The sequence below is a fragment of the Pantoea rodasii genome (assembly GCF_002095465.1).
Taxonomy (GTDB): Bacteria; Pseudomonadota; Gammaproteobacteria; order Enterobacterales; family Enterobacteriaceae; genus Pantoea; species Pantoea rodasii.
Map to the genome: position 1 here is coordinate 321,291 of NZ_MLFP01000004.1, position 20,324 is coordinate 341,614.

The window sequence follows — 20,324 nt, forward strand, 5'->3', positions numbered from 1 at the left end:
CTACACTGTCGTTTGCGGCGGAGGTGGCGTCGCCGTATTCAATTGGAAACCAACGCTGCGATAGGCTTTGTAGCGGTCGCGCGCCAGTTGTTTTAAGGATTCTTCGTAAGGTACGAAGTCTATCACTTCATGGAAACCAGTAGCAAAATCTGCGAACTGTGGCAGCAGGCTAATCAGCAGGTCACGCGGTGAACTGCCGCGACGCTGCGGCCAGGCCAGTTCTACCGGTGCACCGTAACGCGGACCTTCGCCGGCCAGATTGTGCGGCACAAAGGCGTTGGCCGGGCGCTGCCAGAGCGCTTCATCCAGACGATTGGCCTGCTCTTCATTTTCGCAGGCAATCAGGATGCGTTTGCCGTCACGCCAGCGTGTTTCGGCCAGATCGCACACCAGTGCTTCGATGGCGCTAAGGCCGTCGCTGGCGCTTTCTGACTCCATCACATAGAAAGTGGCGTTTTTCATGGCAAGCTTATTTCCATTAATGACAGTGGGGCGCATTTTGCGCCCCATGAGTTCATACGTCTATACACTTCATACTTCAAGGTGCAGATGCGTTGGCTGCTCTCGTTCACCCGAATCACTTACTTGAGTAAGCTCATCGGGACTCTCTCGTTTGCCGCCTTCCTGCACCTCGAATTATTTGTGTCTATTTTTACTCGGCTTTAATCGTCGCCGTTCAATCCGGCGCGGTTCAACAGGAACTGCGACAGCAGCGGAACCGGACGACCGGTGGCGCCTTTGGCTTTGCCAGAACGCCATGCGGTACCGGCGATATCCAGGTGCGCCCAGTTGAACTTACGGGCAAAACGCGCCAGGAAGCAGGCGGCGGTGATAGCACCACCCGGACGACCACCAATGTTTGCCATATCGGCAAAATTGGATTCCAGCTGTTCCTGATATTCATCGGCCATCGGCAGACGCCACGCGCGGTCACCCGATTGTTCAGATGCACTGATCAGCTCGTGTGCCAGTGGATTGTGGTTCGACATCAAGCCACTCACGTGATGGCCGAGCGCAACCACACAGGCACCGGTCAGGGTAGCGACATCGATTACTACTTCCGGCTCGAAACGCTCGACGTAAGTCAGCGCATCGCACAGCACCAGACGCCCTTCAGCATCCGTATTCAGCACTTCAACGGTTTGACCTGACATGGTGGTCAGCACATCGCCTGGACGCATCGAACGACCGTCCGGCATGTTCTCACAGCCCACCAGTACGCCGACCACGTTGAGTGGCAGATTGAGTTCCGCCACCATGCGCATCACGCCATACACCGATGCCGCACCGCACATGTCGTATTTCATCTCATCCATCGAATCAGCCGGTTTGATCGAGATACCGCCGGAATCGAAGGTCAGGCCTTTACCCACCAGCACAATCGGACGTGCTTCTGGATCGGTGCTGCCTTTGTACTCAATCACGGACATCAGCGATTCATTGTGTGAACCCGCACCCACGGCGAGATAAGCATTCATGCCCAGCTCTTTCATCTGCTGTTCGCCGATGACACGGGTGGTGACATTTTTGCTGTAAGCATCAGCCAACTGGCGCGCCTGTGACGCCAGATACGCGGCGTTACAAATATTTGGCGGCATATTGCCGAGATCTTTGGCGGCTCTGACACCGGCTGCAACCGCTAAACCATGCTGGATAGCGCGCTCGCCGCTGGTGAGTTCACGGCGCGTCGGCACATTAAACACCAGCTTGCGCAGCGGACGACGTGGTTCAACTTTATTGCTTTTCAGCTGATCGAAGTTGTAGAGCGCTTCTTTTGAAGTCTCAACCGCCTGGCGCACTTTCCAATAGGTATTGCGCCCTTTGACGTGCAGTTCAGTCAGGAAGCACACGGCTTCCATCGAACCGGTATCGTTCAGCGTGTTGATGGTTTTCTGAATTACCTGCTTATACTGGCGTTCATCAAGCTCACGCTCTTTACCACAACCAATCAACAGGATGCGTTCAGACAGGATGTTAGGCACATGGTGCAGCAACAGCGTCTGGCCGACTTTACCTTCCAGTTCACCGCGGCGCAGCAGGGCGCTGATGTAGCCATCGCTGATTTTATCTAGCTGTTCAGCAATCGGGGACAAACGGCGCGGTTCGAAAACGCCAACGACAATGCAGGCGCTACGCTGTTTTTCCGGGCTACCGCTTTTTACACTGAACTCCATGCACTCTCCTGAATCTTAAAGACAACGGCCTTAGCTGTCGTTAGAATGTAGCGCGTTCGTAACCCATTATTTTTAGCGGCGCCATGACAATTTAACGCCGACGGTCATAATGAGATGTGGTGGCAATGCGTTGTTTTTTCACCACCGAAACGCGTTCGTCATACTATTTTAGCTACGATGACGGCCATTGATGAATAAAAATGGCTGATAAGCGTTGAAACTAGCGATTTTCCTGCAAAAAGACAAGTTATCACAGGCGTACTAAGCGTGATCATCATTAGATATCTGGTTCGAGAAACGCTCAAAAGCCAGCTGGCTATCCTGTTCATCCTGCTACTGATCTTCTTTTGCCAGAAGTTAGTCAGGATTTTGGGTGCAGCGGTGGATGGCGAGATCCCAACAAATCTGGTTCTGACTTTGTTAGGCCTTGGCGTGCCTGAAATGGCACAACTTATCCTGCCCCTAAGCTTGTTTCTGGCGATTTTAATGACCCTTGGGCGGCTGTACACCGAAAGTGAAATTACGGTGATGCATGCCTGCGGCCTGGGGAAAAGCGTGCTGATCAAAGCCGCGATGATCCTGATGCTGCTGACTTCAGCGGTAGCGGCGGTCAACGTCATCTGGTTAGGGCCATGGTCATCGCGTTATCAGGACGAAGTGACACAAAATGCTAAAGCCAACCCCGGTGCGGCAGCATTGGCGGCGGGCCAGTTCCAGACCTCCAGTGACGGTAATTCCGTGCTGTTCGTCGAGAACGTCAAGGGCAACACTTTTGGTAGCGTGTTCCTGGCGCAGCTGCGTCCGAAAGGCAACGCGCGTCCATCCGTGGTGCTGGCAGACAGCGGCCACATGGAGCAGCGTAAAGATGGCTCGCAGGTAGTGACGCTGGATAAAGGCTCGCGCTTTGAAGGCACCGCGATGCTGCGTGATTTCCGCATCACTGACTTCACCAATTATCAGGCGCTGGTGGCTATAAAGTCGCCACGCTCGATCCCAATGATGCCGATCAGGCCAGCATCAGCAAGCTGTTCAAACCAAAACGCCGCAGTTCCAGGCCGAGTTCCACTGGCGTTTAACGCTGGTGTTTGCGGTGCTGGTGATGGCGCTGATGGTGGTGCCACTTAGCGTGGTGAACCCTCGTCAGGGCCGCGTGTTGTCGATGCTGCCGGCGATGCTGCTGTATCTGATCTTCTTCCTGTTGCAGAGCTCGTTGCGCTCCAACGCGGCGAAAGGCAAGTTCGACCCCGCGATCTGGATGTGGGTAGTGAACTTCGCTTATCTGGCGCTGGCAGTGATGCTTAACCTGTGGGATACGGTGCCGATGCGACGCATTCGTGGCCGCTTTAGCCGTGGAGGATCGATGTGATGTTTAAGGTCCTTGACCGCTATATCGGTAAAACCATCTTCAACACCATCATGCTGACGTTGTTCATGTTGGTGTCGCTGTCGGGCATCATCAAGTTCGTTGATCAGCTGCGTAAGACCGGGCAGGGTGCGTATACCGCGCTGGACGCCGGTTACTACACGCTGCTCAGCGTGCCGAAAGATATCGAGATCTTCTTCCCAATGGCGGCACTGTTGGGCGCTCTGCTAGGTTTGGGCACGCTGGCACAGCGTAGCGAACTGGTGGTGATGCAGGCATCGGGCTTCACCCGTTTGCAGGTGGCGCTGGCGGTGATGAAAACCGCCATTCCTCTGGTGCTGTTAACCATGGCAGTGGGTGAATTTGTTGCGCCGCAGGGCGAGCAGATGGCGCGTAACTACCGTGCGCAGCAGCTGTACGGTGGCTCACTGATGTCGACGCAGAGCGGTTTGTGGGCAAAAGATGGCCATGACTTTATCTACATCGAGCGCATCAAAAGCGACAACGAGATTGATGGGGTGAGCATTTACACCTTCACCGATCAGCGTCGTCTGCTCAGCGTGCGTTATGCCGCGAGTGCAACCTGGAGCGCCGATAAGAAGCTGTGGCAGCTTTCGCAGGTGGATGAGTCCAATCTGAGTGATGCAAAACAGATTACCGGTTCGCAAAGTCTGGGTGGCGAGTGGAAAACCAACCTGACGCCAGACAAGCTCGGCGTGGTGGCATTGGACCCGGATGCGCTGTCAATCAGTGGTCTGTACAACTACAGCAAATACCTCAAGCAGAGCGGGCAGGTTTCCGGACGATATCTGTTGAACATGTGGGGCAAAATCTTCCAGCCGCTGTCGGTGGCGGTGATGATGCTGATGGCGCTGTCGTTTATCTTTGGCCCGCTGCGTAGCGTGTCGATGGGGGTTCGCGTGGTAACGGGGATCAGCTTCGGCTTCCTATTCTACGTATTGGACCAGATCTTCGGCCCGCTGAGCCTGGTTTACGGTATACCGCCGATCCTCGGCGCGATTCTTCCGAGCGCTGCGTTCTTCGCGATTAGCTTGTATATGTTGTTGAAACGTAAGTAATTGGTTAGGGGCAGCCTAAATGCTGCCGCTACAATACGTTATGCAGGGTCGTCATTTATGACGACCCTTTTTATTATCTCCAGGTCTGCAACAACATCGGCAGCTGCGACAGTAAATACAGCACCAGGCCAATGGTGCCGCCGACCAGCGTGCCGTTGATGCGGATAAACTGCAGATCGCGGCCAATGTTAAGCTCAATCTGCTGGGACATATCACGCGCATCCCAGCTTTTCACGGTATCGCTGATGTGGCGCGTCAGGAATTCGGCAAACTCCGGTGCAATGCTGCGGGCTGCATCTTCCAAATGCTGATTCATCGATGTGCGCAGGGCTTGATCGGCTGCTAACGTTTCGCCGAACCACAATGCGGCCAGTCGCACGCGCTCCTGCACGCGGGAATCATCACTACTGAGATCGGCTTTCAGCCAGCTGCGCAGATCCTGCCACAGCTCGCCAATATAGCGATTCAGTGACTCATCCTCTTTCAACCAGCTTTTGATGACCTCGGCGCGCTGTGCCATTTCCGGGTCGGTTTTCAGCTTATCAATCAGGCGTTGTACCGCGCGATCAAAGCCTTGTCGCAGTTCATGACCTTGGTTAAGCGCCACTTCATCAAGGATTGAATCCACCGCATTGGCCACCAAATCAGCGCTGTGCTCGCCCAGCCATTCGGTGGGGAGCATTTTGGCTTTGATCGGATGTTCGCGCTTGAGCCAGCGCACAATCTGCGAGGCGATAAACTCACGCGTTCCCGGCTTGTGCAGCAGACGCAGTAGTTGCTGCACGGCGGCATCCAGCAGTTCCTGATGGCGATTGTTTTTGGTCAGGCTATCGAGCAATAACGCCGTGGATTGGGTGAGATCGACCTTATCCAGCGCACGATGCACAGCGCGACGCAGAAAACGCTGGATGCGTTCATCGTCAGTCAGATCGAGGAAGCCGCGCATCACCTGCAGCAGATGGCGGCCAATCCGATCGGCGTTGCCTGGCGTATTCAGCCACTGCGCCAGCATCTGAGAGGGATCGTGGCGGCGAATCAGCGCCAGCAACGAATCGGTATCGAGAAACTTCTCCTGCACAAAGCGGCCAAGATTCTCCCCGATGCGATCTTTATTGCGCGGAATAATCGCCGTATGACGTGAAATGAAGGGCAACGGCACGCGGCGAAACAGTGCGACCACCGCGAACCAATCCGCCAGCGCACCGACCATCGCCGCTTCGGCAATCGCCTTCACGCCGAGTACCCAGAAGTTAGGCGGCAAAAACAGCGTCACGACAAAAGTTGCCGCCGCTACCAGCAGCAGCGACAGCGCGAGCCGCTTGCTCCGTTTGAGTTGTTGATATTTATCCATATACCCATTTTAGCAGAGAGGATTGCAGGGGGCTTTGAAGGGGCAGCCGGATGACTGCCCGGGATGCGATGAGGCTGGTTTAACGACGACGACCGCCCATTAAACTCCCTAGCACGCCACGAATGATTTGATTGGTGACCTGACGCGCCGCGCTTTTCGCTACGCTCTGCACTACGCCATCGCGTTTGCCGCCACGCGGTCCGGTGGTGCCAAACAGGATGTCTTTCAATCCCCCCAAAATGCCATCATCGACTTCAACATTATTGCCTTTGGTTTCTGGCGCATTAGCTTGCTGCGGCGCGGCTTGCACGCCTTTTTGCAACATCTCAAACGCGGATTCACGATCCACTTCTGTGTCGTATTTGCCGTACAGCGGAGAGTTATTGATCAGGCCGTTGCGCTCATCCTGCGTCACCGGCCCCATGCGTGAGCCGGGCGCAATCACCATCGCGCGCTGCACCATCGACGGGCTGCCTTTTTCATCCAAAAACGAAATCAGCGCTTCACCCGTTCCCAATGCCTGGATGGCTTCAACGGTGTTGAATGCTGGATTGGCGCGCATGGTCTCGGCGGCACTTTTCACTGCTTTCTGGTCCTTCGGCGTGAAAGCGCGCAGGGCATGCTGCACGCGGTTGCCCAACTGGCCCAGCACGTTATCAGGAATATCAGAGGGATTTTGCGTGACGAAGTAAACGCCGACGCCTTTGGATCGAATCAGACGGATCACCTGTTCGACTTTCTCCAGCAGCACCGGCGGCGCATCGGTAAACAACAGATGTGCCTCATCAAAGAAGAACACCATTTTGGGTTTGTCGAGATCGCCGGCTTCAGGTAGCTGCTCATACAGCTCCGCCAGCAGCCAAAGCAAGCTGGTGGCATACAGTTTCGGCATCTGATACAGCTTTTCAGCGGAGAGGATGTTGATGAAGCCTTTGCCTTCGTTGTCACAACGCATCCAGTCACGAATATCCAGCATCGGCTCGCCGAAGAAGTGCTCAGCGCCTTGCTGTTCCAGCGCCAGTAAGCCGCGCTGAATCGCCCCCACGGAGGCGCTGTTGATGTTGCCGTACTGCGTCTGGAAGGATTTGGCGTTATCGCCGATGTACTGCGTCATGGCGCGCAAATCTTTGAAATCCAGCAACAATAAGCCTTGATCGTCGGCGATGCGGAAGATGATTTGCAGTACGCCCGATTGCACATCATTCAGATTGAGCAAGCGCGCCAGCAAGAGCGGGCCAAGGTCGGAAACCGTGGCACGCACCGGATGGCCTTTCTCGGCAAAAATATCCCACACCATTACCGGATTTTTCTGTGCCTGCCAGTCGGTCACGCCAATCTTTTCCAGCCGTGCCAGTAGCTTTTCCGAGCCTTCGCCTGCGGTCGCCACGCCGGTCAGATCGCCTTTAACGTCGGCCATAAACACCGGCACGCCGATACTCGAGAAGGATTCCGCCAACTTTTGCAGCGTGACGGTTTTACCGGTGCCGGTGGCACCGGTAATCAAGCCATGGCGGTTGGCCATATTGGAAAGCAGGGATAACTGGATGTCGGGCGTTTGAGCAATCAGTAACGGGGTGGTCATGTTTTTTCACTCGCAGGCAACAGGTTATGCCAGAAAGAATAGCAAGCGAAGCCCGTTGCGGCGCAATTTATTGCGCGTCTGCCAGCTGCTCAGACGCCTCAATTTCGCGTGATCGATCACGCCGCGACAAAAAGTGACCTTATTGCTTCTGCACCACATCAAAGAACAGCAAACTCACGCCAATCCCCTGCTGCACATGGCTGACGTTGTTGCGAATTGCCACCTGCTGCGCGCCCTGCAGCATCACCACAAACGGGGAGTTCTGCTGCACGGTATGCTGCAAATCGGTGTACAACGCGCGGCGCTTCACCGCATCGCTTTCACCGGCCGCGGCACGCGTCTTGGCGCTCAGCTCTGGAATCTCCCAGCCCACTCGCCACGCCAGCGTTTTGGAGCCGCCCGGCACGTTATAGGCAAAGGCGCTGGCATTGGTATTCGGATCGACGTAATCCGCGCCCCAGTAGATAAAGATCGACTGGAAATCGCGGCCGCGCATTTTGCTCCACAACTCGGATTCCGCCACCGGCTGCAGCTCAATCTGCACGTCTGCTTTGGCAAAACTGGCCTGCAGCGCCTGCGCCACATCGATGTACGGCGGCTGATTGATCACCGTCAGCGCAAACTTGCTGCCGGGTTTAATGCCGCCTTTGGCTAATATCGCTTTGGCTTTCGCGACATCGTAGTGGAACGGTTGGTCTTCCAGCGCACCGTCAAAACCCTGCGGCAGGAAACTTTGATGAATGCTGTACTGACCTTTCAGTAAATCTCGTGAGATGGACGGGTAATCCACCAACCAGCGCGCTGCTTCCCACAGGGCAGGATTGCCCAGCGCAGGCTGCGCTTTATTCTGGGTATTAAAGCCGAGGTAATACACCAGGCTCGAAGGGAATGCGTCGATCCGCAGGTTTTTATCGCTCTTCAGCGCATCGATTTGATCCGGGCCGAGTTGATAAGCAACATCAACATCGCCTTGCTGAATCAACAAACGACGCGCACCGGCATCGGCCACGCCTTTCAATAAAATGCGCTTCAGATGCGGCTGTGGATTCGCTTGTTTATTGGCGCTCAGCACCAGCGCCTGCTGAGGCACATACTGCTGAATCGTAAACGCGCCGCTGCCTGCAGTATTGGTGTGCAGCCAGCCATTGCCAAGATCGCTATTCACCACGTGCTGCTGCACGGTTTTGCTGTCCACCACCGAGGCCACTGGCGCCGTGAGCAGGCGCAGTGCCAGATCCTGGCCAATCGCTGCGGGCCACTGAATCTCCAGCTGATGATCATTTAGCACCTTAAACTGGCTGGCGATGTTCTCGTTGGTCCAGCCGAACTCGGCAAGGATGAACGAGGGGGCTTTGTTTAACTGCACCGCACGCGTTAAAGAGAAAATCACATCCTGTGGTGTCACCGGATTACCGCTGGAGAAATGCGCATTAGGCTTGAGGTTAAACACCAGGCTGTGCGGCGTGCTGCCGGTCTGCCAGGAGGTCGCCAGCAGCGGCGCCAGCTTCTGTGGTGTGTCGCGATCGGCTTGCACCAGCGTTTCATAGATGTTGCGCTGCACGCTGTTACTGACCGTTTCAAAGCTTTCGGCGGGGTCAAAACTGATGATGCCATCCAGCGGCACCGCGACGACCAGGGTGTCTTTCGGTGTGGCTGCCTGTAGCGCAAACGCGCTGCTCCATAAGGCGACGAACAAAATCAATGAACGCATTTATTATTATCCCGAGTGATAGATTAACCGACTCTATCGCTGCTGCCGTCCAGGCAAAATGCCGGTTTGTTCTGAGCTGTGCCAGAAATTCACAATTGATAACATTTGGCGACTATCACGCTTATTTTGTGCGCGACTTGTCATTTCCGGGAAATAGATCGTTCACACTCTGGTCAATTACGTAAATAAGATGTTATTAATGAGAATAATTCTCTTGTATGGAAGTATGATTTATTTTCATCGATTAATATTCGCGATTATTTCCTTGCGCGATCAATTTTGGTCATTTGCCCATCTCTGATTCCTAAAAACCCAACATTTGTACGGTTAAAAGTGCAATTCCCGCCTCGAAAGCCCTTTACCAGCCAGTAACCTAAATTCAACATCATGATGAATTCTCATCAAAACACATCTTTGAATTGATTCTTACATTCAGAAATATTTATATCCCTAAGATTGCCAGGTTCTTTACCGATTTATAAAGCCATTAACAAAAATAATTATCTTTCTTAGCAAGTGAGAGTCGTCGCGCCATGCTTTTAAATAAACCGACCACCAGACGTAAATTTTTACTCGGGTCGTTACTGGCTTTGCCATTAAGCGACCTGGTATTTAAGGGATTAACTGCGGCGCAAGCTGCGGAAATGGCAGCACCCGAGCTGACCGACTATAAACCGATCTTTTTCAGCGCGGAGGAGTGGCAGTTTATTCTGGCTGCGACCGATCGTCTGATCCCCGCTGGCGGCAATGGCAAAGCGCCAGGTGCACTGGAAACCAATGTGCCGATCTTTATCGATCAGCAATTGCACAGCCCGGAGTTTGGCGGCGAAATTTACATGCAGGGCCCGTTCGACGTGCATGCGCCCGCCACCATGGGTTATCAAATTCCCTTCACGCCACAACAGATTTATCAGGCCGGCATCAAGCTGGTGGATCAGTGGACGCAGAGCACCTACCAGAAGTCATTCCATGAACTGACGCTGGAACAGAAAGATGCTGTGCTGACCAAAGTGAACAAAAACGACGGTATCGACTTCGCTGCGCTGGGCGAGCCGAACCTGAAGGCTTCACAGTTCTTTGGCCAACTGCTGGCAGATACCAAACACGGTTACCTCGCTGACCCGATGTACGGCGGCAACAAGGGCATGAAAGCCTGGATTGCCATCGGCTTCCCAGGTGCACGCGCCAGCTTCACCGAATGGGTGAAGCAGCACAACGTGCCGTACCCGCTGGGACCGGTCAGCCTCTTGGGTGAGCGCGCGTAAGCTTCCCCCGTATTTGGTATGTGAGACAGGATTAACATGGCACAGATTACAAAGAAAGAAGTCGACGTCGTCGTTTGCGGCCTCGGCTGGGCCGGCTCGTTGATGAGCATCGAACTGGCAATGGCCGGGCTGGAAGTGCGCGCCCTGGAGCGCGGCGGTGAGCGTGATTACCCGGATTTTGCTTACCCGAAACCGGCTGATGAATACGCCTATAACGTGCGTAATAAAGTGTTCGCCACCCCGAAAGAAGTGGCGGTCACCGTGCGTTACAACATGAACCAGACGGCACTCCCGACCCGTAAATGGGGCGCGTTCGCACCGGGCACCGGTGTCGGCGGCGCCGGTATGCACTGGACGGCGGTACTGATTCGTCCGACCCCAACCGATATCAAACTGAAGACTTACGTCGATGAGGCCTATAAGCCGGGCGTACTGCAGGAAGATATGCGCGTGATGGACTTCCCGTTCACCTGGGAAGAGATCGAGCCGTATTACTACAAGTTTGAGCTGATTTGCGGTCAGTCGGGCAACACCGGCAACCTGCGTGGTCAGATTCTGGAAGGCGGCGATCCGTTTGAAGGTCCGCGTTCTGAACCTTACCCGCTGCCCGCGCTGGAAGACACGCTGAATAACGTGATGTTCAAAGAAGCGGCGACCAAGCTGGGCTATCACCCGTTCCCGAACCCGTCTGCGTGTGTGTCTCGTGCGTGGAAAAACCCGTACGGCAACCAGATCGCGCCTTGTAACTATTGCGGTTACTGCTCGAAATATCCGTGCCTTAACTACTCCAAAGCCTCACCGCAAACCGCAGTGATGGATTCACTGAAGCGCATGCCGAACTTCTCGTATGAAGTGCATGCGGAAGTGGTGAAAGTCGTACTGCATGATGACCAGAAGACCGCCAAAGGCGTGATCTACTACGACGTGGACGGCAACGAAGTGTTCCAGCCGGCCAAAATCGTGGTGCTGTCCAGCTTCCAGTTGTACAACGTGCGTCTGATGCTGCTGTCCGGTATCGGCAAGCCGTACAACCCGATCACGGAAGAAGGTGTGGTAGGCCGTAACTACGCGTTCCTGTCGAACGGCGGCGCAACCCTGTTCTTCAAAGACAAAAACTTCAACTCCTACGCCACCGCCGGTGCTACCGGTCAGATGTTCAACGACATCTCACCAGGCAACTTCGATGGCCCAGGCCTCGGCTTCCTCGGCGGCGCGAAGATCCACAGTTCGCAAGCCACCGGTACGCCAATGGCCGCTGCACTGCCAAAAGGCACGCCAGCCTGGGGCATGGGTTACAAAGAGGGTCTGGAAGAGTGGTACAACCATTCCATGAAGATCAGCATCACGACAACTTGCCAGTCGTATCGCGATATCTATCTGGATCTGGATCCGCACTACACCGACCATCGCGGTCAGCCGCTGCTGCGCATGACGTTCAACTGGAAAGAGAACGAACTTAAGCTGCAGCAGCATTTGAAAGGCATCGTCGGCAACATCGCCAAAGAACTAAACCCAGACAACATGAGCATGAGCTTCCTGCCGATGGGCGCGGACTTCGATCTGACCAAATACGTTTCCACCCATAACGTGGGCGGCGCGGTGATGGGCGATAACCCAAGAACTTCTGCACTGAACAAGTACTTGCAGAGCTGGGACGTGCATAACGTGTTTGTACCGGGCGGTAACGCCTTCCCGCAAAACTTCCAGGCGAACCCGACCGATACCATCGGCGCGATTACCCTGATGGCGGCGCAGGCAATCAAAGAACACTATCTGAAAACCCAGGTCCATTGGTACAGGCATAAGCACATGAAATTAAAATCATTGTTAATCGCTAACGCCGTGCTGCTGGGAAGCTTTGCGGTACAGGCACACGCGGAAGATGACGCCGCGCTGATTAAGCAGGGTGAATATCTGTCACGTCTCGGCGACTGTATGGCGTGCCATAGCGTTGCGGGCAAAGCGGATTACGCCGGTGGTCTGGCGATTGAGTCGAATCTCGGCACTATCTTCTCCACCAACATCACGCCGGACAAAGAGCACGGCATCGGCAACTACAGCGAGCAGCAGTTCTCTGATGCGGTACGCAAAGGCGTGTTGCCGGATGGTTCACGTCTTTACCCGGCGATGCCGTACCCGGATTACGCCAAAATCAGTGATGAAGACATGCACGCGCTGTATGTCTACTTCATGAAGGGCGTGAAGCCGAGCAGCGAGCAGCCGGAAGAGACCAAACTGAGCTTCCCGTTCAGCCAGCGCTGGGGCATGCGTTTCTGGAACTGGGCATTCACCTCTGATAAGCCGTTCCAGCCAATTGGCGGCGCGTCTGAAGAAGTGAATCGTGGTGCTTACATCGTGGAAAGCCTCGGTCACTGCGGCTCTTGCCATACGCCACGCGGCCTCGGCATGAACGAGAAAGCGCTGGATAGCGGTGACGATAAGTTCCTCGCCGGCGGCAGCCTGAACAACTGGGATGTGCCATCGCTGCGTGGCTTACCGCGCTGGAGCGAGCAGGAGATCGTCGATTACCTGCAAACCGGTCGTAACGACAAAGCGGCAGTGGGCGGAGAGATGAAGTCGGTGATTGAGCACTCCAGCTCGCACATGACCGATGCAGATCTGAAAGCTATTGCGTCGTACCTGAAATTTATCGGGGGTAATCCGCCGCTGCAGGCTTACAACGTCCAGAAGCAGCAGGCGACAGAAGCGAAACTGACCGCAGCGAAAAATCTGTCGGAAGGCGAGCGTCTGTATATCGATAACTGCGGTGCCTGTCACTTCGTGACCGGTAAGGGCGCGCCGGGGATCTTCCCGGAGCTGGATCAGGCCACGATCGTGAATGCCAACGATCCGACGGGTTTGATCCACACCATCCTCGTCGGTGCGCAGCAGCCATCGACCGAGAAAGCGCCGTCGACCCTGGCGATGCCGGGCTTTGGCAAGCGTTTAACGGATGATGAAGTGGCACAACTGGCGACCTTTATTCGTCAGGGCTGGAGCAACAATGCCCCAGCGGTGACCAAAGCTCAGGTCGCTGACGTACGCAAGACCCTGCACTAAATCGTAGCTGCGCGATTTATCGCGCTTTAATAAATCGCACCGCGACCCGGCGGTGCGATTCTAATGAACGTCCGCACCACTTCTAACACGCCGTTAATCACAAACTGCACGCCCATACACACCAGCAAGAAGCCCATCAAACGCGAAATTGCCTCGATACCGCCTTTACCCACCAACTTCATGATGGCACCTGAACTGCGCAGCGAAATCCACAGAATCACGGCTACCGATAAGAAGGTCAGCACCGGCGCCACGTTGACCACCCAGTTCGGAAAATCGACGCCCGCTTTTACCGTGGAGGCCGAGCTGATGATCATCGCGATGGTGCCTGGACCTGCGGTGCTGGGCATCGCCAGTGGCACAAAGGCAATATTTACCGATTCACGATTGGCATCAGTGGCATCGATTTCATCCTGCTTGTGCTCCGCTTCGACGGAATGACCAACCGGTTTGGCCGGAAACAGCATGCGAAAACCGATAAAGGCGACGATCAATCCGCCCGCCATACGCAGGCCAGGAATCGAAATCCCGAAGGTGTGCAGCACCGCATTACCGGCGTACCACGCCACCATCATAATCAGGAACACATAGATCGAAGCCTGCATCGCCTGGCGATTGCGTTCCTGGAAATTCATGTCCCCGGCAAGGCCGAGAAACAGCGCAACAGTCGTTAGCGGGTTGGCCAGCGGTAAAATCACCACCAATCCCAGCCCGATGGCTTTAAACAATTCGAACATGGTTTTTCCTGAATGAAATTGCACAATAAAGCGCGCCGCGGGTTGCGGCGTGATCTATCGCGCGAGGTTTCAGCGCATCAATGTTTAGGCGTTTCTAACGCTTCCAGCAGCTCCGGGAAGAAATCTTCCAGCAGCTCGGGCGTCATCAGCTCAGGGTAGCTTATCAGGTGCTCGCGAATGCGTTCATTGACGTCAGGCAGCAAACGCTGTGCGGCTTCGTTGGCGGTAATTTTCTTCTGCTTCATCAGACGCAGTACGTCGTCTGGCAGGCTGTCCTCATCCTCGACTTCCTCGACGCCTTCCAGATCGTCCAGCTCATCCAGCATATCCATTAATGCTTCGATCTGCGGGGTCCGAGACTGATATTCAGACGGGCTTTCGTTCTCAAGATAACGCAGCAGCGCGCGCACTGGTGAACCATCGGGTTCGGCTGGCGGTTCGTTGGCAAACCAGTTGAGAAGATCGTGCTGAGTGACCTGATGGACGTGATAACCGTTATCGACCAGCTCATCGGCGAGGATATCGGCGGTATCGTGCTCAATCAGGCAAATATGGGTGCGATTAGGGGTGAACTGCTCCAGCCACTGGTAAATCTCTTCAATTACGCTGTCATCGTAAATGAAACTCTGGCTGAGATAGCTCTCATCCTGCTGATGAACACAGATGTGAATCTGGTCGGGATCGAAGTAAATCGCAATATTGATGCCTTTCATGCGCGCTGTCCTGTGTAGTGCAAAATCTCACTATAGCGCCAGGCAGCGCAGATGAACATGACAACGCCAGCAGCACGCGCTACTGGCGGTAAAAATTAACGCAAATCAGCACGATCCAGCCCATAAGCGCTGTCCAGGGCACCCGGAGCCATCTGCGAAAGAATCATCAATCGGTTCCAGGTGTTGATGGCGGCAATCTTGAAAGTCAGCTCACTGATTTCGTTCTCAGAGAAGTGCTCGCGCAGTTCGCCATACAACGCTTCATCGACACCGTGCTCACCAATGCGGGTCAGCGCTTCGGTCAGGGCAAAAGCGACTTTCTCACGTGCGCTGAACAGTGGAGATTCACGCCAGATAGAAACGTGGTGCAGACGCAGTTCGCGCTCGCCGTCGATTTTTGCCTGCTTCACATGCATATCCAGACAGAAAGCACAGTGATTCAGCTGCGAAGCACGGATATCAATCAAATGTTTCAGTGACTTTTCCAGCGCCGTGTTCGCCACGGTGTTGGAGAAATCGGACATGGATTTGGCCAGTGCGGGTGCGGTTTTAAAATGGTTAACGCGTGAAGTCATGATGTTTTCCTCAGTCAAAATAAGCGGTCAATGGCTTGCAGAGCTTGGGGTAATGCGGTGTCGCGGCTGACGGGATCGTGCGTACCGTCCACGCGAATAAATTCCACATCGGTGATGCCGATGTATTCGAGCGCCACGCGGATATAAGGCGTGAACTGGTCATCCTGCACAAACGGGCCGTGGGCAAACACGCTGCCGCTGGCGACCACGCTGTACACCTTCTTGCCGTTCACCAGGCCGACTTTGGTGCCTTCCGGCGTAAACGCGAAGGTGCGTCCTGCACGAGTGATATGGTCGAACCAGGCTTTCAGCACCGACGGCAAACCGAGGTTCCACATCGGCGACGAGATAACCAGGGTGTCGCAGGCAAACAGCTGATCCACCAGGTTTTCGGAAGTCTGAACGGCGGCACGTTGTGCATCGTTGCGCTCCTCCGGGCGGGTAAAGAACGCGCCAATGGTGAAGGCATCAAGGTGCGGCAACGGATGCTGTGCCAAATCCAGTACCGTCTCTTCCAGATCGCGATGCAGGGCACGAAGTTTCTCCACCAAACGTGCCGAGGCGTTACGTGATGCCGATCCGGCGAGATCCGGGCTGACCTGAATGTGCAGCAGTTTCATAAAGTTTCTCCCTCAGCGAGATCGCGATAAAAGTGCAGTCCCAACGCGTGGTACCCAGCGCGTTGATAAAATTGTTGTGCTCGTTGATTGCTCAGCGCGGTGTCGAGCACGATGCGGCCGCAGCCTTGTTCTCGTGCTTGCTCCGCCAGGCCGTGCAGTAATGCTGCCCCTAAACCCTGACTGCGGGTGCTGGCACAGGTCACCAGGTCATCGATGTAGCAAAAGCGGCCATGAATAAAGCTCTCCAGCAGGCGATAGCCCGCCAGCGCCACCGGTTTGCCATTCTGCTCGAAGCCTGCCAGTTGATAGCCCTGTGCTTGCTGACGCAGCACCTGCGCGACAAACGCAGCTTCATCTGTCAGCTTGAAACGCAATTCGCGCATCAACGCATAGCAGCGCGCCAGCTCCGTGGGCGTTTGGTAATGAACAATCTTCATGGCGGCCTGTGAATGGTTGTCGGGTTGAGGGGAGCATCTTAAACTTCTATGTCGAAGGGAAAAGGGTCAATATGAGAGAAAACAGGTAGGACATGGTTGTGTTGCTGAGTGGTGCTCTCACTTTGTAGGGGCACATTCATGTGCACCTCATCGTGATGAAGGAAGAGAGATGGGCTACAAAGAAATCTACGCTCGCTATCGCCAGCAGATCCTGGAAGGGCGCTTAAAGCCGGGCGATCGGGTGCCCGCGATCCGCGTGTTGGCCAGTGAACTGCAGGTTGCGCGCAAAACCGTGGAGGCCGCCTACGAGATCCTGATCGGAGAAGGATACTTTGTCAGCCAGGGCGCGAAGGGCACGCGCGTGAACCCTGCGCTCAATCTTGGCGAAGCGGCTGTTATCTCCACTGTGCCACCTTCCACACGGCTGGAACATCCGGTGATTGAAAGCAAAGGCGAGCTGCGACTGGGTATTCCCGCGCTGGATGAATTTCCGCACAAGAAATGGCTACTCATATCAGGGAAGGCGGCACGCACGCTGCGACCCGATGAGATGATCATGCCCGCCATCATGGGCTACCAGCCGCTGCGCGAGGCGATTGCCAGCTACCTCAACATCTCGCGCGGGCTCAATTGCCAGCCAGAGCAGATCTTTATCACCACCGGCTATCGCGCCAATCTGCGGCTGATCCTTTCAGTACTGGCCCATCCTCACGACAAAGTATTGTTTGAAGATCCTGGCTATTTCTTTGGCCAGAAACTGCTGAAACGCATCGCACCAAATCTGCACTATGTGCCGGTGGATCGTGACGGTCTCGATGTGGATTTCCTGCAGCGTTATCACTCAGATGCACGCTTTGCGGTGGTGACACCAACCCATCAGAGCCCGCTCGCGGTGACGCTATCGCTGCCCCGTAAACACCAATTACTGGAGTGGGCGCAGCAGAATAACAGCTGGATTATTGAAGACGATTACGACGGCGAGTTTCACTACACGCGCAAAGTGATCCCGGCGCTCAAAAGCCTTGATGTGCACGATCGGGTGATCTACACCGGCACCTTCAGCAAAACCATGATGCCTGCGATGCGCGTGGGTTATCTGGTGATGCCGCGAGAGACGATTGAACGTTTCAGTGAACTGGGCGAGATCCTTGAAACGGGCATGCCGTTGCTGCCGCAGAAGATTCTGGCGCAGTTCCTCAATGAAGGGCACTTCTATCGCCACATCAAGAAGATGCGGATTCTGTACCAGCAACGTCGCCGCATGATGATTGATGCGATTCACCACTGTTTACCCAACGTGTTCGAGTTTGAACTGACAGACGGCGGCATGCATATCGTCGCCTTCCTGCATCGCGGTATTCAGGATGTGGCGCTGGCTGAGATTTGGCAGCGCCATCAACTGCGCGTGCTGCCGCTTTCTGGCTGGTACACACAAACCCAGAAACGCTACGGGCTGGTGATTGGCTACACCAATATTCAATCGTTCGAGCAGGCAGTGGATGTGCTGGAGAGGGTGGTTGAAGAAACCAAAGTGTTGATTGGCTGATGGGTTGATTGGCGGATGGGTTGATGAGCTGATGGGAAGATGGGCCGTAGCGGCGCAATTTATTGCGCTCCCCATCAATAGTAAATAAGACGCGAGGGACAGCTCGCGCCTTATTCATGATCACTTCACCCACTATCATTCCAGTTGCAGAACGGCGGCGATCGAGAGACGCCCGATGTGCTTCAATGCGGGGGAACGAAAGCCGCCAACGCACCTGCAACCCGAAGTAGGGCGGGGATTACATGCCGATGTATTTCTTGCCTTGCTTCAGCACCACGTCACAGGCCTTAGTCTTCACTTTCTCACCCATCGGCGAATTGCTCAGACTCTGCAAATTCAGCTGCTGACCGTTGCCGGTGTTCAGCAAACCTTGCAGACCCTGCTGGTAATCGGTTTTCTGCTCCTGGGCGGCAGGACTGCTCAGGCCGAGCTTGCTTAGCACCTGATCCTTCACCGATGACACATTGTTATCCACTACGTTGTGCTGCACGCAGTAGGACATTACGCCTGCGGCGTTGGTCATGCTGTTGGAGCTAACCGCCTTGTCACCGCCATTCAGCAAACCGCTCAGCGAAGAGAGCGACAAACCGCTGTTCTGCGAGTTGCTGGTGGTGGTGCTATTGCTATTATTTTGCTGAGACAACTGCGATGCCGCGCTGCTCAACTGATCCTGCCAACTCGCTGCCGAAGCACTTCCTGCAGTCAGTGCCGCCGCGATACCCAATCCCCAAATGATGCGTTGTGTTGCTTTGTTCATCTCAACCTCTTTGTTTTATACATCTGACGCTGTCAGTTTTGGTTAAGAGAGGCATAAGCACGGAAAGTTCCGAAGTCGCGGGAGTTTGGGAATGTTCTGGAATCGGCACAGGAAAGCGCCTGAATGGCACTCGTGCTGTTGTGTTTGCACCTCAGAACCGGCGAAGTGCTGATTTTTTCAACGGTCAGCGCACAACCCTGTCGATTCCGGTTGCGCACTCTGCGCGTAACGGTATAATCCCCAACGTTTTCCGCATCCTCTTCAGTGCCGAAGTGGCGAAATCGGTAGACGCAGTTGATTCAAAATCAACCGTAGAGATACATGTCGGTTCGAGTCCGACCTTCGGCACCATCGATTGATGCAAAAAATTAAGTCGCTTACGAGCGGCTTTTTTTGTGCCTGAAATTCAGTAATACACACTCCCTCTAAACGAAAAAATCTTCAACAATCCCAAACAAATCAGTAAGCATCTTTAAAATTGCGATGGATACGGCCAAAAGTCCACGAAGTAAAACAGGACCGAAAGAGGCAAGAAATAGATTTTAAAACTGAATTTTCTGGACTGAGAAAGCAGCGCCCCCTTACGGGGGTCTCAGCTGCCTTGAGGCAGGTCAGGACACTTTACCGTCATGGACGAACCTGTTACCAGGAAGTGGGATGCGATTTTGTTGCCAAAATCCCTGTAACCATCCGAAGTTCAAATAATACCCGGCAAGCCTTAGATTTGCAATTGCAGGACAGATACAACAGTGTTTTGACCTCACACTTATGGATAGAGACCATGAGAATCTCATCCCGCCTTCTCAGATGAGTTAATGATTTTACTCAGAGAGTTAGCATCGATTTCACCGCACCCAATACCCCACGGTCACCTGATTACTCAACACCGTTACCGCAGGCGCTATCGTGCCGCGCACCGCTGAAAAATACTCAAACCACAACGGTCCGCCAGCCGGAAAGCCGTGCGGCATGGCCATTTCTCCGCGCAATCCCGGCAGCCTCACGCAGCGACCGCCGCCGCAGACCTGCACCTGAAACCCCATTGGCACGGGCCCATCGACGGCGATGCGCCATGCCAGATGCCTTGCCATCGCGCCCGCAGGAGGCGGCACGGCAGGCTGTACCGGACGGCCTTTAAACACTTGTTTACCTTGAGTGATCACGCCGCCAAAGCTCTGGCTGCTCCATGATCCTTCCGCAGCCAGCGCCAGCGGCGAGATTAACAGCAGCCCAAACCACATCCAGCATCGCATCAGGTTTTACCTCCAGTCAGCCAAGTCCAATCCCATTCCGATCTTTTACACTCATCACTGCGAATAAGTTTTAATCTCCTGTTCGCTGTATCCGGCCCTAT

General features: G+C 54.6%; 16 protein-coding genes, 1 tRNA gene and 2 pseudogenes. 7 read left to right on the forward strand and 12 right to left on the reverse strand.

Annotated features, from left to right (window positions below):
* A complete protein-coding gene (locus HA45_RS07945; RefSeq protein WP_058971041.1) occupies positions 1 to 462 on the reverse strand; it encodes a DNA polymerase III subunit chi in 462 nt (153 codons plus the stop codon).
* A 200-nt stretch (positions 463 to 662) separates the two neighbouring features.
* Positions 663 to 2,174: a leucyl aminopeptidase gene (pepA, locus tag HA45_RS07950; RefSeq protein ID WP_100704461.1), complete on the reverse strand. Its 1,512-nt coding sequence runs from the start codon at positions 2,172 to 2,174 to the stop codon at positions 663 to 665.
* Between the two features lie 267 nt (positions 2,175 to 2,441).
* Between pepA and lptF the strand changes: the two are divergent.
* Positions 2,442 to 3,540 (forward strand): annotated as a pseudogene (gene lptF / locus HA45_RS07955) (LPS export ABC transporter permease LptF).
* Entirely contained in the window at positions 3,540 to 4,616 is a 1,077-nt protein-coding gene (gene lptG, locus HA45_RS07960) for an LPS export ABC transporter permease LptG (protein WP_100704463.1), read from the forward strand. The pseudogene lptF and the gene lptG overlap by 1 nt, the downstream one beginning before the upstream one ends.
* A 73-nt stretch (positions 4,617 to 4,689) precedes the next feature.
* On the opposite strand, the gene HA45_RS07965 is transcribed toward lptG, so the two are convergent.
* The 3 genes from HA45_RS07965 to HA45_RS07975 form a co-directional block, all read right to left on the reverse strand.
* Positions 4,690 to 5,967, reverse strand: coding sequence for a DUF445 domain-containing protein (locus HA45_RS07965; RefSeq protein ID WP_100704464.1), 1,278 nt, complete (start codon positions 5,965 to 5,967; stop codon positions 4,690 to 4,692).
* A gap of 79 nt (positions 5,968 to 6,046) precedes the next feature.
* Entirely contained in the window at positions 6,047 to 7,549 is a 1,503-nt protein-coding gene (locus HA45_RS07970) for a helicase HerA-like C-terminal domain-containing protein (RefSeq protein WP_100704465.1), read from the reverse strand.
* Between the two features lie 139 nt (positions 7,550 to 7,688).
* Complete coding sequence (locus HA45_RS07975; RefSeq protein WP_100704466.1) at positions 7,689 to 9,260, reverse strand: ABC transporter substrate-binding protein; 1,572 nt, start codon at positions 9,258 to 9,260, stop codon at positions 7,689 to 7,691.
* A 533-nt stretch (positions 9,261 to 9,793) separates the two neighbouring features.
* Here HA45_RS07975 and HA45_RS07980 point away from each other — a divergent pair.
* From HA45_RS07980 to HA45_RS07990, 3 genes and pseudogenes are all read left to right on the forward strand, one after another.
* Positions 9,794 to 10,525, forward strand: a complete 732-nt coding sequence (locus tag HA45_RS07980) for a gluconate 2-dehydrogenase subunit 3 family protein (RefSeq protein WP_100704467.1) — start codon at positions 9,794 to 9,796, stop codon at positions 10,523 to 10,525.
* Positions 10,526 to 10,561: 36 nt separating this feature from the next.
* Positions 10,562 to 12,330 (forward strand): annotated as a pseudogene (locus tag HA45_RS07985) (GMC family oxidoreductase).
* A gap of 4 nt (positions 12,331 to 12,334) precedes the next feature.
* Positions 12,335 to 13,585 carry a c-type cytochrome gene (locus HA45_RS07990; RefSeq protein WP_100704469.1) on the forward strand — a complete coding sequence of 417 codons (1,251 nt, stop codon included), beginning with the start codon at positions 12,335 to 12,337 and terminating at the stop codon, positions 13,583 to 13,585.
* 26 nt (positions 13,586 to 13,611) lie between these two features.
* On the opposite strand, the gene HA45_RS07995 is transcribed toward HA45_RS07990, so the two are convergent.
* The 5 genes from HA45_RS07995 to HA45_RS08015 all read right to left on the reverse strand — a co-directional run bounded on the left by HA45_RS07995 (position 13,612) and on the right by HA45_RS08015 (position 16,667).
* The gene (locus HA45_RS07995) at positions 13,612 to 14,322 is read right to left on the reverse strand and encodes a MarC family NAAT transporter (RefSeq protein ID WP_128598909.1); all 711 of its coding nucleotides are present in this window, start codon (positions 14,320 to 14,322) and stop codon (positions 13,612 to 13,614) included.
* Between the two features lie 77 nt (positions 14,323 to 14,399).
* On the reverse strand, positions 14,400 to 15,035 hold the full coding sequence (locus HA45_RS08000; RefSeq protein ID WP_100704471.1) for a hypothetical protein: 636 nt from the start codon (positions 15,033 to 15,035) through the stop codon (positions 14,400 to 14,402).
* 95 nt (positions 15,036 to 15,130) lie between these two features.
* Positions 15,131 to 15,610, reverse strand: a complete 480-nt coding sequence (locus HA45_RS08005; protein WP_100704472.1) for a carboxymuconolactone decarboxylase family protein — start codon at positions 15,608 to 15,610, stop codon at positions 15,131 to 15,133.
* A gap of 14 nt (positions 15,611 to 15,624) precedes the next feature.
* Entirely contained in the window at positions 15,625 to 16,230 is a 606-nt protein-coding gene (locus tag HA45_RS08010; RefSeq protein WP_100704473.1) for an FMN-dependent NADH-azoreductase, read from the reverse strand.
* Positions 16,227 to 16,667, reverse strand: a complete 441-nt coding sequence (locus HA45_RS08015; RefSeq protein ID WP_100704474.1) for a GNAT family N-acetyltransferase — start codon at positions 16,665 to 16,667, stop codon at positions 16,227 to 16,229. The genes HA45_RS08010 and HA45_RS08015 overlap by 4 nt, the downstream gene beginning before the upstream one ends.
* A 169-nt stretch (positions 16,668 to 16,836) precedes the next feature.
* Here HA45_RS08015 and pdxR point away from each other — a divergent pair, with 169 nt between their 5' ends.
* Positions 16,837 to 18,213 (forward strand): MocR-like pyridoxine biosynthesis transcription factor PdxR, encoded by a 1,377-nt coding sequence (pdxR, locus tag HA45_RS08020; protein WP_100704475.1) that lies wholly within the window; start codon positions 16,837 to 16,839, stop codon positions 18,211 to 18,213.
* Positions 18,214 to 18,451: 238 nt separating this feature from the next.
* On the opposite strand, the gene HA45_RS08025 is transcribed toward pdxR, so the two are convergent.
* A complete protein-coding gene (locus tag HA45_RS08025; RefSeq protein ID WP_100704476.1) occupies positions 18,452 to 18,970 on the reverse strand; it encodes a YjjA family protein in 519 nt (172 codons plus the stop codon).
* A 266-nt stretch (positions 18,971 to 19,236) separates the two neighbouring features.
* Here HA45_RS08025 and HA45_RS08030 point away from each other — a divergent pair.
* A tRNA-Leu gene (locus HA45_RS08030) sits at positions 19,237 to 19,321 on the forward strand.
* Between the two features lie 494 nt (positions 19,322 to 19,815).
* Here HA45_RS08030 and HA45_RS08035 read toward each other — a convergent pair.
* Positions 19,816 to 20,223 (reverse strand): flagellar protein FlhE, encoded by a 408-nt coding sequence (locus HA45_RS08035; RefSeq protein ID WP_240629317.1) that lies wholly within the window; start codon positions 20,221 to 20,223, stop codon positions 19,816 to 19,818.
* Positions 20,224 to 20,324: the final 101 nt, after the last annotated feature.